Consider the following 15,975-nt stretch of genomic DNA (forward strand, 5'->3'; position numbering starts at 1 on the left):
CTACGCCATGGCGAAGTAGCGCAGCCACAGGTACAGGGCGGAGATGGCGATGGTCACGGCGGTGACGATGAGGCCGTATCTGGTGAACTGCCAGAAGGTGATGGGATGGCGGTTGCGTTCGGCGATGCCGAGGACGACGACGTTGGCGGAGGCGCCGATGGCGGTGGCGTTGCCGCCGAGGTCGGCGCCGAGGGCGAGGGCCCACCACAGGACGTGGTCAGGGTCGCCTCCCATGTCGGTGACGAGCTCACTGGTGATGGGCGCCATGGTGGCGACGTAGGGGATGTTGTCGACGATCCCCGACAGGACGGCGGAGCCGCCCAGCAGGAGCATGGAACCGCCCAGTTCGGCGCCTCCGATGGCGTCGGCGAGGTGGCCGGCCAGCTCTGCGATGACGCCGGTCTCGATGAGGGCGCCGACCATGACGAACAGGCCGGCGAAGAACGCCAGGGTGGGCCATTCGACCTCGCCGAGCACCTCCCCGGTCTCGACCTTGGAGATCGCAACCAGCAGGCCGGTGCCGAGGAGGGCGACGACGCTGGGCGCGTAGTGCAGGACGGGATGCAGAACGAAACCGGCCACGACCAGCGCCAGGACGCCCAGGCCCTGCACGAGCAGTCGCGGTTCCTTGATCGCCTCGCGTTCCCGCAGCTCCATGATCTCGGCAGCGCGCTTCTCGTCGTAGACGAAGGACTTCGCGAACATGACTCGGCACAACAGCACCAGGACAACGGTCAGGACCGCGGCCAGCGGGGCGAGGTGGACCAGGAAGTCGTTGAAGGTCAGGCCGGCCCGGCTGGCGATGATGATGTTGGGCGGGTCACCGACCAGGGTGGCGGTGCCACCGATATTGGAGGCGAACACCTCAGCGAGCAGGAACGGCACCGGCGACAGCTTCATCCGGTCGCACACCAGGAGCGTCACCGGGGCGACCAGCAGCACCGTGGTGACGTTGTCCAGCAGCGCCGAAGCCACGGCCGTGATGACGATCAGCATGGCCATCACCCGGTACGGTCTGGCCTTGGCCTTCTTCACCGACCAGATCGCCAGGTACTCGAACAGGCCGGTCCGCTTGAGGACCCCGACGATCATCATCATGCCGAGCAGCAGGAAGATGACGTTCCAGTCGATGCCGGTCTCATCCGAGTGGAAGGCCGACGCGTCGTCGGTGGCACCGATGGCCAGCATCAGCGCCGCGCCGGCCAGGGCGGCGGCGACGCGGTGGACCCACTCGGTGATGATCAGCAAGTAGACGCCCGCGAAAACCGCGACCGCCGCCCAGCTCTGCCAGCCGCTCACCCCTGACCCCCCACGTCGAGAAGATGACGCATCAAAGATGCGGCCGAGACGACGCCGACCAGCCGGCGCCCCTCGCCGTCCCGGTCGATGACGGCGACCAGCGGTACGTGGGTACGTGCCATGAGCGCTGCGATCTGCAGCGCACCGGCCTCGGGGCCGACGAATGCCGGCCTGAAGGCATGCGCCGGGATCCACTGAGCGACGGTCTTTCCGGCGAGGCCCTCGGTGAGGGAGTCGGCGTGCCGGTCGTCGATGACCGCGGCCAGCAGCGGATCCTCCATGACGTACTCGGGCACCAGCTGCCGCACCAGCTGGGATCCGGGGACGACCGCGTACGGGGTCCCGTCCCTCTCCAGGACCAGAAGGGCGGCGAGGTCGTGCTCGGCGAGCAGGCGTACCGCGTCCACGGCCGGGTCGTCGGTCCTCACATACGGGTAGGGCTCGGCGAGATCACGGGCGATCATGCTGCTTCTCCTGGTCGAGTGCACTGCGCGGGGCGAAAACGGTGACGGTCGGCTCGGCGGCCCGGTCGTCGTCAGGGATGCCGGTGAGATCTTCCACATCGAAGAGGCGGGCGATGGGGACGTCGGTGCTGGAGTGGGCGATGATCGAGAACGCGATACAGACGGCGATCAGCGTGTACGCCTCCTCCCCTTGGGGGATTCCGGCCTGGAGCACGAGCAGGCCGTAGACCACGGACGCGAAGCCCTTGGGCCCGAACCAGGCGGCCACCAGCTTCTGCCGCCGCTCGATCCGTGCCCCCAGCAGCGAGACCAGCAGCGAGGCGGGGCGGATCAGGACGATCGCCAGCACCACGGCCACGTACCCGCCCACTGACAGATCACCGAAGAGCGCCGGCGTCAGCAGCGCACCGAAGACGAGGAGAGCTGCGAACTTCGCCAGCTCCGCGAGCATCTCGCCCAGCGGCTCGAACACTGTCTTCGCCTCGGGCGAGACGGAGGCCAGGACGGCGCCGGCGGAGAACGCCGCGAGGTAGGGGTTGGCGTGGGTGAGGTGACATGCGCCGTACAGGATGATCCCGGTCGCGAGCGGCAGCAGAGGCTGGAGCTTCGGCTCCGCCCCCAGCAGCCGCAGCCGGACCAGACCCGCCACCGCCAGCGGCAGAACGACACCGAAAACCAGACCGAGCCCGAGCTCCAGGGCGATCTCGCCGACGGAGGCGCCCGCCTGACCGGTAGTGGGACCGGCCGCGGCGATCAGGAGCAGGACGACGGGCAGCGCGAGACCGTCGTTGATTCCGCTCTCGACGTTCAGCAGCTGCCGCAGCTTCGCCGGGACTTCCCTGCGGCCCACGATCGCCGAGGCGAAGACCGGATCGGTCGGCGCGAGCACGGCGCCGACGAGACAGGAGGTCGTCCAGTCCAGCCCGACGAGGTAGTGGGTGATCAGCGCCATGCCGGCCATGGCCAGCGGCATGCCGAGCCCCAGCGCGCGGGCCGGGTTCTTCCAGTTCTGCCGCAGCTTCGGGAAGGAGACGTGCATCCCGTCGGTGAACAGCACCGCGAACAGGGCCAGATCGGCAGTCACGGAGACGATCTCGCTGTCCGCCGTGATGTGGATCAGCCCGAGGAAACCGTCACTGACCAGCGCCCCGCCGAGCAGGAACAGCAGCGAGGTGGACAGGACCGTGCGGGCGGCAAGCCCGGACAGCAGCACGGCGACCAGCAGCCCCACACCAAAGACAGCGACGAGCACCATGACTCAGACTCCGATCAGCGAAGAGAGCTCTCCCTATCGCCGACCAGGCTTCCCGGCACACCACGGCGGACTTTACACGTTCCATACGCTCCGTTGACGGTTCCCTGACAGCAGTTCGACTCTCTGGAACTTGCCGGAGTCCGGCATGAACAAGTCCCGGGCAACCCGTCCATCGTGGGCGTTCGATCCAGGAAGGTACCGATGAACGGCAACCCCACCTACCACGCGATCGCCCTCGCGGCGGGCACACTGCTCGCGCTGCCTGTCCCCTTGGCGATCCTCACCGGCTGGACGCCACCCGGCCTGCGAGGCCGACAACTGCCCGCCCGCCCCTACGCCTGGGCCGTGCTCTGCCTCTACACCCTCATGCCGCGCAGGCCGAGCGCACGGCGCGCAGAGCCGGCCAAGTAGGCGGCCTGATCAACGGACGACCGCGGCATTGGAGGAACCTGTGGTGAGGGGTGTTCCTGTGCGGCAGCGCCCGGCGCGAGGTGTACGGAGCCCGCTGAGGAGTCGGGCTGCGGGGGCTGCCGCCGCCGGTTCCGCCGCAGCCGGATGTGTCCGGTCAGCCCGAGGCGTGGACGTCCCGGCGGCCGAGGAGCTCGGCCAGCCCCGGGCGCGTGGCAGCGAGTACGACTCGGTCCTGAGGTTTGAGGACGTAGCCCGGATGGACGTCCCACACCAGACGCGTGTGGGGCTCGGCCGCCTCGCCGGGCGTGGACGACAGGTCCGGTAGCCGTTCCTCCGGCGAAGCGGTGTCCAGGGCGATCACCCGCCATGCCCCCGGCCTGAAGGATTCGGCGACGGTACGGCCTTCCAGCTGCACGTGCCCGGCGACGTCCAGGGCTGCGAAGAGCAGCACTCGCCGCTCCACCGGGATGGCCCCGAGGATCTGCCGGCCCATCATGGCGCCGGCGAAGGCGGGCGCGGCCAGGTGGGTGACGCTGCGGCTGCGGGTGAGAGCAGCAGGGTGTGCGGCGCGCAGCGTGCGGTAGACGGCGGTGGCGAAGTCGTCCTCATACAGACGCATGACAACCCGGAGGTCCGGTCTGACCGCGCGCGCGTACAGGGCGGCCTCCAGGTTGGTGGTGTCGGCGCTGGTCAGGGCCAGGAGCGCGTGGGCGCGGTGGATCCGAGCGGCCTCCAGCACGCCCTCCTCGGTGACGTCCCCGAGGACGACGGGCACCCTCATGCGGCGGGCGAGCGCGAGACCGCGGGCATCCGGGTCGGACTCGACGCACACCACCGGGATGTCCAACTCCCGCAGTCGGGCGAGGACCCGGGCCCCGATCTTGCCCAGGCCCAGCAGGACCACGTGCCCGGACAGTCCGCGGGGCGGGCGGCGCAGCGCCGACGCGCTGCGGAACGCCCCCAGGCCCTCCAGCGCGGCGGCGACCAGCACCGGCAGGAGCAGCAGGCCGACGAAGCCGGCCAGGATCTGCAGCGTCTTGCGCTCGGGAGCCTCGTCGACCGCCGGGTCGTTGATCGCGAAGATGTCGAGCAGCGTGATGTACGCGGCGTGCAGGGGGTGGTCGCCAGTGGTCAGCCAGGACGCCACCGCCAGGCCCGTCACCGCGGCCACGATGCCGGCCAGCGACCAGCGCAGCCGCCGCGAGAAGAGCGACGCCACCGGCAGCGACGTCCTGGCCAGGCGACGCCCTGGTACCGGCGAACCCGCATGCGTCATCGCCTCCAGCGCCACGATGCCGCGGCCGGTCGCGGCTGCCACCGACCGGTCATCGGGCAGCAGCTGTGGGCCCTGGTCACCGCTGCGGTCCGAGCCTTCGCTTCCGGCCGGATCAGCGGCGGTCGCGGACAGCAGCGCCAGGGTGCACAGGCCAGGATCGGCGACTCGGCCGCGCCCCGGAGGCGTACGCTCCACCGCACGCAACAGCAGACCGTCCGCCTGGACGACCTTGCTGGTTCCGGCGATCGCGCTGGCAGCGAGCGCCGGCGCGGCGGTGTCCGCGTCCGAGAGAACGGTCGTCGACGAGTCCAGCTCGCGCAGATCGACACCCGGCTCGGCGACGACCGCCGCCTGGTCAAGCAGCTCCTCGAGGTGCTGACCGAGCTTGCGGTTGTACAGGCGGATCACCAGCCGCAGCCGCGGGTTGAGGCGGCGAGCCACGAGCGCGGCCCGCACGTTCGTGTTGTCGTCCTCGTACACGAGCGCCAGCGCGGCCGCACCTGCCACCCCCGCCGTGACCAGCGCTTCCTCGTCCGGCTCCGCCGCCTCCACGACACGCAGATCCCCACTGGCCGCGTGCTCTGTCGAGCTCGGTCCTGCCTGCCTGCTACCGGGTACACGCCCGCGCAGCCCGAGACTCCGTACGGTCCACCGGCCGACAGCCACATGCGGCGCGTGCGCACCCGCCGGGACCACGAGCGTCACCCGTTCCCGGTACACGTCCCGCAGCTCGGCGGCCAGTCGACGGGCCAGGCCGTCATCGCCACAGACGACCATCTGACCAGCGGGAAGGGGAAGTTGAGCCTGCGGGGTATTCGACACGGCCCCAGGATGCCTTGTACCCGGCATCCATGCGCACCGGGTTTCCGGCGTTTACGGCTACGGCGCTCCGCGCGGGCGCCGCGGCCGACCGACCGACCGACCGACCGACAAGCAGACCTCCGATCCCCCAACGCCTCGACCATGTGCGTCAAAGAGGCGTAAAGATTGCCGATCACAGGCAATGTGTGAGTCCGCGTTCTCCTGCCAGTCTGCAGTTGTCCAGCGGGAAGGCAGCGGTCAGACGGGGAGGGCCCATGGGCTTGTTTCTGGGTCTCGGCATCGGGGGAGCCGTGCTGCTCGCTGCCTCGCTGGTGTTCGACGGGGTGCTCGAAGGGGTCTTCGACGGCGCCCTGGACGGACTGTTCGACGGGTGGCTGTCGCTGCCGGTGATCGCGGGCTTCGTCTCGATGCTCGGCTTCACGGGGGCGATCGTGCTCGGGTCCACGGGGCTCGGGCAGGGAGCGGCAGCCACCGCGGGGGCGCTGGCCGGAGCAGGCGTGGGCTGGGCGACGTACGGCTTCAGCCGGACCCTGCAACGGGACGGCGACGGCAGCGCCCCCCAGCAGGCGGACCTCGTCGGTTCAGCGGGCCGGGTGGTCACCGCCATCCCCGCAGACGGCTACGGCGAGGTTCTGCTGTCGCTCGGCGGCCAGCCGCTGAAGTACGCCGCGACCGCCGACGCCCCGATAGAGCGGGGGGCCGAAATCTGGGTGACGGCCACGCCGTCCACGACCTCGGTCAACGTCCGCGCCGTCAACCGCTGAGCAGCATCACCAAAGGCCCTCCGCCTTCGGATCCTCTTTCCATCAGCCCTTGAGTCTGCCCCCGCCCGGGAGGCAGGGGGGAACCGCCATGAGTCCTGTTGTCACCGCGGTCGTGGGAGTCGTCGTACTCCTCGTCCTGCTCGCCCTCGTCGTCGTCACCCGCTACAAGGTCGCCGGACCCAGCGAGGCGTTCATCATCACCGGGCGCCGCGGCAAACGCTCCACCGATCCGGAGACCGGTCGGATATCGACCGACAACACCGGCCAGAAGGTCGTGGTCGGCGGCGGGGTGTTCGTCGTCCCGTTCGTCCAGCAGCGCTACACCCTCGACCTGTCCAGCCGGCACATCCCGATCGCCGTCCGCGGCGCGGTGACCCTGCGCGGCATCAAGGCCAACCTCGAAGGCGTCGCGATCGTCAAGGTCGGCGGCAACGAGGACGCCATCCGCGCCGCCGCCCAGCGCTTCCTCCAACAGCAGGACGGCATCGTCGGCTTCACCCAGGAAGTGCTCTCCGGCGCCCTGCGCGCCATCGTCGGCCGCATGTCGGTGGAGGACATCATCCGCGACCGGGCCGCGTTCGCCGGCCAGGTCGCGGAGGAAGCCGAGGCCAGCCTGTCAGGGCAGGGCCTGGTCCTGGACGCCTTCCAGATCCAGGACATCACCACAGAAGGCTCCTACCTGGAGGACCTCGGCCGCCCCGAGGCCGCCCGCGCCAAGCAGGAAGCCGACATCGCCGAGGCCAACGCCCGCCAGGCCGCCGAACAGGCCCGCCTGAAGGCCGAGGAGGAGATCGCCGTCGCCCAACGCACCCTCTACCTGCGCCAGGCCGAGATCAAGGCCGAGACCGACGCGGCGACCGCCCAGGCCAACGCCGCCGGCCCCCTGGCCGACGCCGACCGCCAGCAGCAGATCCTCACCGAACAGGAGAAGGTCGCCGAACGCCAGGCGGCCCTGACCGACCGCCAGCTCGACACCCAGGTCCGCAAGCCCGCCGACGCCCGCCGCTACCAGGCCGAACAGGAAGCGGAAGCGCTCCGGGTCGCCCGCGTCAAGCAGGCCGAAGCCGAGCGCCTGGCAGCCATCGCCGCCGCCCAGGCGGAAGCCGAACGGGCCCGCCTGACCGGTGAAGGCGAGAAGCAGCGCCGCTCCGCCCTCGCCGAGGCCGACGCGATCGAGGGCGCCAAGCGCGGTGAGGCCGAACGCGCCCGCCGCGCCGCCATCGCCGAAGCCGTACGCCTGGAGGGCGACGCGGAGGCCGCGGCCATCTTGGCCAAGGGCGCCGCCGAGGCCGAGGCCATGCAGAAGAAGGCGGACGCCTTCGAAAGCTACGGCGAGGCCGCGAAGATCCAGATGCTGGTCGAGATCCTCCCGCAGGTGGTCGCGAAGGCCGCCGAACCGCTGAGCGCCATCGACAAGATGACCGTCATCTCCACCGACGGCGCGAGCAAGCTCACCCGCACCGTCGCCGACAACGTCGCCCAGGGCATGGAACTCCTCGGCTCCACCACCGGCGTCGACCTCGCCCAACTCCTGGGCGGCCTGACCGCCGCCAAGACGTCCGTCACGCCCGAGCCGAACTCGGCCAACGGCAAGATCGAAATCGTCGGCTAGCCCGCACAACGTCGGGGGGCCCGCCCGCGAGCGGGCCCAAGGACGCGAGCGCAGGCAGACACGAAACGAGGGGGGAGACCAGCTGAACTACGACCGTGAGCCAGTGTTCAGACGAAGCAAGTGGGGCACCCAGAGGTACTACTACAACCCGCGCAACCCCATCGGACTCACCCTGATCATCATCACCCCGATCCTTGCCGGGACGATCCTGCTCCTCATGGCGAACCGGGCAGGCCCGTTCGCCCCGGAGCCGGCGCCCACATGGAGTCCGCCCGGATACGAATACTCCTGGCCACCACCGCCGAGCACCCCCACTCCATGGCCGGCTCCGCTGCCGACCAGCACGCCCGAGCCTTGAGCGGGCAATCCGCAAGAGTGCGTGAAATGAAAGCAGGAGAGGTAAGAAATGGCAGCCGATGAGGCGACTCTGAAAGAGTCTGTCTTTGCGGGCACCGCACCGGAGGAGGCTGAGAAGAGGGCCCGAGACGCGCGCCGCATTGAGGGGTGGTCGATCGTCTGGATGCTGCTTGCCATGGTGATCTGGGGATGCTTCGTCTTCCTCATGGTCGCCGACTACGGCCCCGAGGTGTCCTCGTACAAGGGGTCCCACGCTCTGTGCCAAGGCCCGTTCGCCGACCCGTCGCCTCAAGACAGGATCTGCCGCAGCGACGCACTGCGGCAGTGGCCCGCACTGATGGGCATCCTCGCCCTGGCGTTCCTGGCAACCGTCACCGCTGCGGCAACCATCGTGTACGCCAAGGTCCTCTTCCGCCTTGCTCACGGCGACGGGTACGGCCTGCGGCCACGGGGCTGAGGTTGCGTGTGCGTGGACACCAGAAGGGTGCCCTGGTCACCAGGGCGTCGGGCAGCATGCGTCATCGCAGGTCGTGATGGCAAGGCGCTCTTCGGTTGGGCAGGGTGGGTTTCCTCTCCGGGAGCCGAGACGGCCCGGACGGCCGGTCTGTGGTCGGGGCTGGCCGTTGGCGTCGCGTTGTTCTTCTGGTGGGCGATTCTCAGGGTCCGGCTTGAGGTCGGCCCTGACGAAATCGTTGCGGTCAACCCGTGGGGGACCCACCGCGTGGGGCTGGACGAGGTGGGGTCGGTGCGGCTGGGTGCGTGGGGTGCGGAGTTCCATCACCCAGACGGCTTCAAGCCCACGGCTTACGCGCTGAGCGAGCTGGCCACGGGAACCTTTCAGGACCGGCGCTTCGCGGAGCTGCTGGCTGTTCTGGAGGCGAACTCTGATTCCTCGTCGCAGTGACCCCTGACGGGGACGGTGGTCAGCAGCTGGCCGGCCGGGGTTCGCAGAAGGTTCCGTCGCGGAGCATCGCGAAGAGGACGTCGGCCCTGCGCCTGGCGAGGCAGAGCAGAGCCTGACAAGTGAATCGCTGCTGACGTGTCGAAAAGCAGACGGACGACGCAATATCACCGGGGTGTGGAAACAACCCCGGGATGAGCCTGGCGGGTTCCCGTCCCGGTTCGAGGTGCTGGCTGCCTCAAGCGTCTTGGCGTTGGACTGCAGACGTCAGCCTTCCGACCGCAGCAGAGCGGCAACGGTGTCCGCGCTGACCCGGTGCCGGGCCCGGGTCAGCTCCCTCGCAAGGGCGCGGGTCGACTTCACCGTCCATCACAGCGGCGACATCGGATCACCCCGCACGTCCGACTCGACCAGCGCCAACAAAGCAGGCCGCAGCCCCGGATCGAGGTCCCCGACTCGCTTGCGGCCGCCGCCCGGACGCCGAACCCGGCCCAGGGGTTCCTCGCCGGCCTCCAGCTCGAACACACCCTTGCGCACCGTCGTCTCGCTCACCGTGGCCGCCCGGGCGACGGCGCGAACACCGCCGTGCCCCACGAAGAGACGGGCCTCGGCGGCCAGCAACAACCGGCGCTGGCGCTCGTCCACCCGCGGGAACAACACCTCAAACTCCAGAGAGAGTTGACGGTGCCCGTAGGCCGCGACGACCCGGCCCACGGCGCGTACGCCCGTGTTACTCGACCGCGCCGGGAGGAGAACCGAGTGAGAGCCGCGGCCGAGATCGCATCTCACGGTTCCGCAGTGCGCTGCCTGACTCTGCAACACAGCTGCTCACAGAACAAACCGACGCACTCTGTCCCGGCTCGACTCAGATGCGGCCGGGAACCGAAGACCCGCCCCTCACGCGGGCATTCGCGGTCACGGACCGGTCACACCTACCCCACAGGCGCCCAGGACCGGCGAACATGGCGCGATGCGCACACATCACCTGATCCCCGTCCTCACCACCGCGGCCGCCGCCGCACTCGCCCTAACCGCCTGCAACCCTCAGGCCAGCAGCAACAGCAAGCCCCCAGCACCCGGCACACAGGCCCCGGCCCCCTCGGCCGCGCCGTCCAGCGGCGCACCCGCTGCGAAGACGGCCACGCTTCCGAACCTCGTCGGCAAGGGCCTCCAGACCGCCCAGGACGAGGCGCAGGCAGCAGGGTTCTATGCCCTCAAGTCTCACGACGCGCTCGGCCGCGACAGGCTCCAGGCCCTCGACCGGAACTGGAAGGTCTGCTCCCAGGCTCCGGCCGCCGGCTCGAACATCAGCACCAGTACCAGCATCGACTTCGGCGCGGTCAAGCTCGAGGAGACCTGCCCGGCCACCGACGCAGCCCCACCCAAGCCCGCCGGCGACACCATGCCGAACTTCGTCGGACAGGGCATGAAGGCCGTCCGGGCCGCACTCCCGTCCAACGCGTCGATCACCGTGAAGGACGCTGTGCAGAGCCGCATGGTCCTCCAGGAGTCCAACTGGAAGGTCTGCTCCCAGGACCCCAAGCCCGGATCCGCACTGAACGGCCAGCCCGTCGCCTTCACCGTCGCCAAGACAGACGAGACCTGCCCCTGACCTCCACCGCTTCCGCCGTCCGGCCTGCTCCCCGGCCAGGGCACGCGGTAGACGCCGGGAGTTGCCGGGCCGTTCGTGAGACATGAAGTGAGTCGGGGACGCGCGATTGGCAGCCGGGCCGGGCGGCCACTTGGCACCTGGAGGCGACATTCGCGCCCGGCGCTTACGTGGGAACGGTCTACGACGAACCGACAACTCTCGTCGTCGCAAGGGGCATCGAGCGGGTGACCACCATGCGTGTACCGAGGGGCCGCCTTGTCGTCGATGCGCCGTGGGACGACGGCGACGTCTCCCGGTACGGGAAAGGGTCCCCACGAGGTCTCCGCGGGAGCTGGCCGTGCGCATTCCTCCGGGCGTCTACCCAGCGGAGATCGCGTGGACGGCGGGTCCGTACGAGTTCTTCGGCGAGCAGTTCGACGGCGTGCGGTCCGCAGCGACGCGCCCGTGCCTCAGCAGCGACCCTGTGATCGGGTGGGAGATGGGCCTGGGCGTCGATGAGGACATCGCCGGCCTTCCACCAGGCGAGACTGCCGGGTTCGGAGCCGACCACCATGTTGGCTGCTTCGCCGACGCGGGGGCGTGGGCGACCTCGTCGGCGTCCTTTCGCAGATGCGTGGATGGCCTGTCGCCCGCGGAGCCCAGTGCTCAGGCTCCGCGGGCAAGTCACCACTGGGGAAGCGGACGAGCAGCTCATCGAGGCCGATCAGGACGGCTCCTTTGCCGACGCGGCTGACCTTGGCGCAGGTGCCCCGGGCCGCACCTCGACATCAGGTGTACCTCGGCCTGGGACACCACCCCTGAGCTTGACGTTTATCGTCTGGCTCCGGCGGAGGGGCTCACCGTGAACGACGTTCAGATCCAGTTGCCCCAGCCGAACGTGGCGATGTAGGCCCGGCGGAGGGCATCCCGGCCACGACCGCTGCCGATGTGGATCACTGCCAGTGCTAGAAGGAACCAGGCCGTGAAGGCGCCAAAAATGATCAAAGTCCATCGAGGGCCGGAGAAACTGGCGATGACGATCAAGGCGATGACGGTCACGCCCAAGCCCATGTGGGCGGCGGGCAGGTCTGAACGTAGGGCCTCGCGCAGAGCGCGGCGTTCTGCCTTCATGTCCTGGGTATAGCGAGAACGAGCTGCGCTTTCGTCGTTCTCCCACTTAGACCAGTTCTCCATGGTCGGCCCCCTGTAGATCGATCTCCGGCTGGGGCTGTAGCCCGAGCAGCCTATTGACGGCCATCATCGGTTGTTCTCCGGGGCTTCGTCCCCTTCTTGTGGTGTGCGGGTCGGGTGTAGGACTCGCCGGTGGCGAGGACGCGTCCAACGTCGTGGCAGGCGGCGGGCCGCCGGTTCTTCGAGCCGAGCGGCCGACCAGGGTTGGGGCGGGTGGGTTTCGGTGCACGAGCTGGCGTGCCCGTCTTCGCGCGCAGGTTCCTGAACCCGCGGCGGACTCGGGCCGGTGTCAGCCTGTTCGGTTCCGCCGGTCGTTCCCACGGCCGGCGGAGGTCAGCGGCGAGGGGGCGGGCGAGTCGAAGTTGGGCGTGCGCGGCCAGGACGAGCCAGCTCCATCGGTCGGCTGCGGCAGAGTCGCGGTGCATGGGCCGGGTCCAGCCGAGGGTCTGTTTGAGCAGGCGGAACGTGTGCTCAACGTCGAACCTGCGCAGGAAGGCCTGCCAGGACCGGTCGACGTCCTCGGCGGCGGAGCCGGTGCCCGACCACCACAGCCAGACTGGCTTGTTGACTCCGCCGCTGGGTAGCTTCGACACGGTCAACCGATCACGGTGCCCTCGGTGATCGGCAGGGGCCCCTCGTGATCCCCCCCCACGCAGCCCTGCGGGTCAGCCGGGGGTGGAGCCGGTCCCACGCCTGCGCGGTCGCGGTCCCGTACCGCTCTGTGTCGGTCACGGTCACCACCGCCGCCTCGCCCCAGCTCTCGGGGCGGCCGAAGACGAACTCACCACCGTGCTTGGGCGGGCGCCCACCATGCGGCGGGCAGATCCACGGCACTGGAACCGGCTTGCGTATCACCCGGTCCGAGCGGAGCCGACCCAACACCTCGACCGGCGTGTCCATCAGAAGGTGGGCGATCCGAGGCGCGTCGTAGCCGGCGTCGAGGACAACCAGGACCTCAGGATCACCCTGGCGCCACTGGTCCGCCGCGACGAGGCGTTCGACAACCTCGCGGACCTGCTCGGCGGTGACCGCCGCCAGGTCCGCGCCAGGCTCCAGCCGGATCGCGTCCAGCAGGGCAGTCCATGATGTGCGGCCGGATTCCAGTGCGGCGACGATCGCGTACGGCCATCCAGGCACCATCTGGTGCTTGCCCAAACCCCGGCCGAAGGTGTGACAGAAGGATCGGTCCGAGCACGTGTCCGCGTCCGGCCGCAGCTACGGCGAGACGTCCACCGCGAGCACGAGGCGACCGTCGGCGGCCCGGGGCGGCGGTACCCCGACCAGGGCGCGGCGGAGCCGGGCGACATCGATCCGGCCTTGGTTCAGGCCGGCGTAGAGAGCACCGTGCCCCTGCCTGTGCTCAGGCGCGAGGGCCAGGTCCACAAGGGTGCGGACCGGGCCGTCGGTGCACAACAACGCACCGCACAGCTCGAAGAGCGCATCGCCCCGGGCAAGCGGGGAGCTGTACAGCTCAGTGCGGAACGCCGTCACCGCTGTGAACGCGCCTCGTTGAATCCCGTGCTCGACCTGATCCACGATCCAGCCTCCACGCGCCGCGCCGACCTCTTCTCTCAGGAGCAGGCTCCAGCCCCGAGGACACGCCGTGAACTGGGACAAGTCCGAGCCCTGTTCGATGCCGGACCATAAGGCACAAGCTGAGTGCTTGTTCGGACTTGGTCGACGCATGCCGCCGCCCGCTACCAGGAAGCCTCGATGGCAGGATCGGAGTGCGGGTCCCCTCATTCCGGTCCACGTCGTCGAACGGCGGCGGCAGCGGACGTCCCTCCGTGAACGCCGTGAGCGCTTGAATGACCCAGGAAACGCCGAGCAGGTCCGCTGCCGCGCAGGCCCGCCGGGCAGCGGCCGCCTTGCCGTACTCGGGGCCACGCGCGCTGCCGCCACCGCAGTACTTCTGGCCCTTCCGTAAGCCGTTCCTCGCCGACTTCCTGCCCGTTGCCAATCAATCGCTAAAAAGCTCATTTTTGAGCAATGCGGAGGCGGAGTCGATTTCCTCTTTGTTGAAACCCGTCCTGAACCTCAGCTCGTCATCACCCAGAAGTTCTGTCGTCGCCTTAATCAGGGGGCGCCAAAGTCGTGCAATAGAAGAGGGGAACTCCAGTCTTGAGTATGTTGCGGATTCCTGGTGGCTTGTTGACTCCGAGATTCTTAGGATCCTATTGCGTGATGGGGGCGGTGAAACGAAAGTGACATCCACCCGCCCGAGAGGCAGGGCTTGTCGGATATCGCGAGCGAAACGCAGGATTTCAAGTGGGTATTGCGGGGGAATTCCGGCCGATGTAAGCCGCTCCTCTGGGATGGTGTGCATCTCCTTCGTGACCTGGAAAATAATCTTGAACTCATACACTGTCATCACGGCGTCAGGCTTGTCAGTCATGACGTACACCCGGCTTCTTCATTCCAGCTCATCGTAATAGGTTTTCCCTTCCCGAGGGGTGAAAGCGGTGCCCCCGTTGCCTTCTTCGATGACTACGAAATCTTTGTCGGTATCCCAGTATGCCACTCGGCCTCTCTTTAGGAACTTCGGCGGCAGGACCGTGGGTACGTCTCCATTGATGATGCCGTCGATGTAGTACTCCAATGTCTTTGGATCGACGTCTCTGGCGTAGTGTTCGAAGCCTCCGGGGTCGTTGAAACGCTGTCGTGAGTGGTCTGCGATGTTCTTGGATATCGGATCGACCTGTGGACAGGGGGAAAGTCCCAGAGGGTCGGCCCATGTCAGGGGTTGTGAATATAGGAAACTGGATTTGGTGCTGGACCCAAGCCGATCGGGTCTATGCTCAGGTAGCGGCCTGATTCGGGGTCGTACTGGCGGTGGAAATTGTAGTGGAGGCCGGTTTCTGAATCGAAATACTGGCCCGGGAAGCGGAGGGGGGTGTAGGCGGTGGCGTTGCGGGTCCAGGTGGTGGAGCCCCAGAGGGTGGAGCGGGCGCGCCAGGCGATGTCGCCTGACTCGTCCACCAGTTCGCGCGGGGTGCCAATGAGGTCCGTGACGATGGAGAAGAAGCGGTCATCGGTGGTGCCGAGGACGTGCTCCGCCTGGGTCAGGGGGTGCAGGCCGCTGTGGGTCCAGGTGAGGACTACCGGGCCGGTGGCCTCCTCGCACAAGGTGCTGCCATCCCACGTGAAGAGAGTTTCCTCCACCACCTCGCCGGTGGCTGCGAGGCGTTGTTTGGCCGTGCGGCGGGAGAGGGCGTCGTAGCGGTAGCGCCAGTGCGTGCCGTCGGGGGTGGTGACCCCGGTCATGCGGTCTTCCGCGTCCCACGTGTAGTGCCAGGTGTCCGGCTTGCGGGAGAGACGGGGCTTCTGGCGCAGGACGGTTCGGCCGAGGGAGTCGTATTCGTAGCGGATCGAGCCGGCGCGGGTGATGCGGGTGCCCTGGTACGAGCGGTCGCCCTGGGCCTCGGCGCCGGGGTGGCGGGTGGGCCAGGAGGCAGAGGTCTGGTTGCCGGCCTCGTCGTAGGCGTAGCGCTCCGACCAGTTGGCGGCTTCGACGGAGGTGACGCGGGCTGCCGCGTTCACGGTGAAGGTGCGCGGGCCTGCGAGGGCGTCGTCGATCGCGGTGAGGGCGCCGTCGGCGCGGTAGCTGTAGCCGCGGCGTTGGAGGGTGCGGCCGTCCTGGCTGAGGAGGTGCTGGTCCGTGAGGCGGCCGAGCGGGTCGTAGGCATGGGTGAGGGCGAGGTCCGGGCCGATGGTGCGGGTGAGCTCGCGGCCCGCCGCGTCGCGCTCGAAGGTGATCGTGCGGCCCGACGTGGTGAGGTGGGTGCGGTGGCCGGCGGCGTCATACGTCCACTTGGATTGCGTGCCGGTGGGGGTGGTGCGACCGGTGCGGCGGCCAAGGGCGTCGTAGGTGTAGGAGACGGTTCGGCCGTCGGTGGTTTCCGAGAGCAGGCGTCCGGATGCGTCGCGTCGGCGGGTCAGGACCGTGCCGTCCGGGGTGACCGCCCGGGCGAGCTGGTCGAAGACGTCGCGCTCGCCGTTCAGCTGGTGCAGGGAAGGACCTGATTGGGTGTG

Annotated in this window: 14 protein-coding genes and 3 pseudogenes; 8 read left to right on the forward strand and 9 right to left on the reverse strand. The window is 68.9% G+C overall.

Features of this window, described 5'->3' with window-relative positions; translation table 11 throughout:
- From ACZ6Y1_RS24905 to ACZ6Y1_RS24915, 3 genes are read right to left on the reverse strand one after another with little or no spacing between them, the layout of a single operon-like run.
- Positions 1-1,299: an ArsB/NhaD family transporter gene (locus ACZ6Y1_RS24905; protein ID WP_469633789.1), complete on the reverse strand. Its 1,299-nt coding sequence runs from the start codon at positions 1,297-1,299 to the stop codon at positions 1-3.
- Positions 1,296-1,763, reverse strand: a complete 468-nt coding sequence (locus ACZ6Y1_RS24910; protein WP_469633792.1) for a CBS domain-containing protein — start codon at positions 1,761-1,763, stop codon at positions 1,296-1,298. Before ACZ6Y1_RS24910 ends, ACZ6Y1_RS24905 begins: the two co-directional genes overlap by 4 nt.
- Positions 1,750-3,018: a cation:proton antiporter gene (locus ACZ6Y1_RS24915; RefSeq protein WP_469633795.1), complete on the reverse strand. Its 1,269-nt coding sequence runs from the start codon at positions 3,016-3,018 to the stop codon at positions 1,750-1,752. The genes ACZ6Y1_RS24910 and ACZ6Y1_RS24915 overlap by 14 nt, the downstream gene beginning before the upstream one ends.
- 201 nt (positions 3,019-3,219) lie before the next feature.
- Here ACZ6Y1_RS24915 and ACZ6Y1_RS24920 point away from each other — a divergent pair, with 201 nt between their 5' ends.
- Positions 3,220-3,429: a hypothetical protein gene (locus ACZ6Y1_RS24920; protein WP_469633797.1), complete on the forward strand. Its 210-nt coding sequence runs from the start codon at positions 3,220-3,222 to the stop codon at positions 3,427-3,429.
- A gap of 154 nt (positions 3,430-3,583) precedes the next feature.
- Here ACZ6Y1_RS24920 and ACZ6Y1_RS24925 read toward each other — a convergent pair whose 3' ends face one another.
- A complete protein-coding gene (locus ACZ6Y1_RS24925; RefSeq protein ID WP_469633800.1) occupies positions 3,584-5,482 on the reverse strand; it encodes an NAD-binding protein in 1,899 nt (632 codons plus the stop codon).
- A gap of 299 nt (positions 5,483-5,781) precedes the next feature.
- On the opposite strand from ACZ6Y1_RS24925, the gene ACZ6Y1_RS24930 reads away from it, so the two are divergent.
- The 5 genes from ACZ6Y1_RS24930 to ACZ6Y1_RS24950 all read left to right on the forward strand — a co-directional run bounded on the left by ACZ6Y1_RS24930 (position 5,782) and on the right by ACZ6Y1_RS24950 (position 9,164).
- Entirely contained in the window at positions 5,782-6,291 is a 510-nt protein-coding gene (locus ACZ6Y1_RS24930; protein WP_469633803.1) for a hypothetical protein, read from the forward strand.
- Positions 6,292-6,379: 88 nt separating this feature from the next.
- Entirely contained in the window at positions 6,380-7,903 is a 1,524-nt protein-coding gene (locus ACZ6Y1_RS24935) for a flotillin family protein (RefSeq protein ID WP_469633808.1), read from the forward strand.
- Between the two features lie 103 nt (positions 7,904-8,006).
- Entirely contained in the window at positions 8,007-8,261 is a 255-nt protein-coding gene (locus ACZ6Y1_RS24940; RefSeq protein ID WP_469633811.1) for a hypothetical protein, read from the forward strand.
- A 48-nt stretch (positions 8,262-8,309) separates the two neighbouring features.
- A complete protein-coding gene (locus tag ACZ6Y1_RS24945) occupies positions 8,310-8,717 on the forward strand; it encodes a hypothetical protein (protein WP_469633814.1) in 408 nt (135 codons plus the stop codon).
- A gap of 12 nt (positions 8,718-8,729) precedes the next feature.
- Positions 8,730-9,164 (forward strand): hypothetical protein, encoded by a 435-nt coding sequence (locus tag ACZ6Y1_RS24950; protein ID WP_469633817.1) that lies wholly within the window; start codon positions 8,730-8,732, stop codon positions 9,162-9,164.
- A 267-nt stretch (positions 9,165-9,431) separates the two neighbouring features.
- Here the strand turns inward: ACZ6Y1_RS24950 and ACZ6Y1_RS24955 are convergent.
- Positions 9,432-9,875 (reverse strand): annotated as a pseudogene (locus ACZ6Y1_RS24955) (ISAzo13-like element transposase-related protein); the annotation flags it as partial.
- A gap of 256 nt (positions 9,876-10,131) precedes the next feature.
- On the opposite strand from ACZ6Y1_RS24955, the gene ACZ6Y1_RS24960 reads away from it, so the two are divergent.
- On the forward strand, positions 10,132-10,773 hold the full coding sequence (locus ACZ6Y1_RS24960) for a hypothetical protein (RefSeq protein WP_469633820.1): 642 nt from the start codon (positions 10,132-10,134) through the stop codon (positions 10,771-10,773).
- Between the two features lie 337 nt (positions 10,774-11,110).
- Positions 11,111-11,506 (forward strand): DUF4241 domain-containing protein, encoded by a 396-nt coding sequence (locus ACZ6Y1_RS24965; RefSeq protein ID WP_469633823.1) that lies wholly within the window; start codon positions 11,111-11,113, stop codon positions 11,504-11,506.
- Positions 11,507-11,625: 119 nt separating this feature from the next.
- On the opposite strand, the gene ACZ6Y1_RS24970 is transcribed toward ACZ6Y1_RS24965, so the two are convergent.
- The 4 genes and pseudogenes from ACZ6Y1_RS24970 to ACZ6Y1_RS24985 all read right to left on the reverse strand — a co-directional run.
- Positions 11,626-11,946, reverse strand: a complete 321-nt coding sequence (locus tag ACZ6Y1_RS24970) for a hypothetical protein (protein WP_469633826.1) — start codon at positions 11,944-11,946, stop codon at positions 11,626-11,628.
- 50 nt (positions 11,947-11,996) lie between these two features.
- Positions 11,997-13,479 (reverse strand): annotated as a pseudogene (locus ACZ6Y1_RS24975) (NF041680 family putative transposase).
- Between the two features lie 424 nt (positions 13,480-13,903).
- A complete protein-coding gene (locus ACZ6Y1_RS24980; RefSeq protein WP_469633829.1) occupies positions 13,904-14,338 on the reverse strand; it encodes a hypothetical protein in 435 nt (144 codons plus the stop codon).
- 306 nt (positions 14,339-14,644) lie between these two features.
- Positions 14,645-15,930 (reverse strand): annotated as a pseudogene (locus ACZ6Y1_RS24985) (RHS repeat-associated core domain-containing protein); the annotation flags it as partial.
- Positions 15,931-15,975 lie beyond the last annotated feature (45 nt).

This window comes from Streptomyces sp. NPDC053432, from assembly GCF_055585365.1.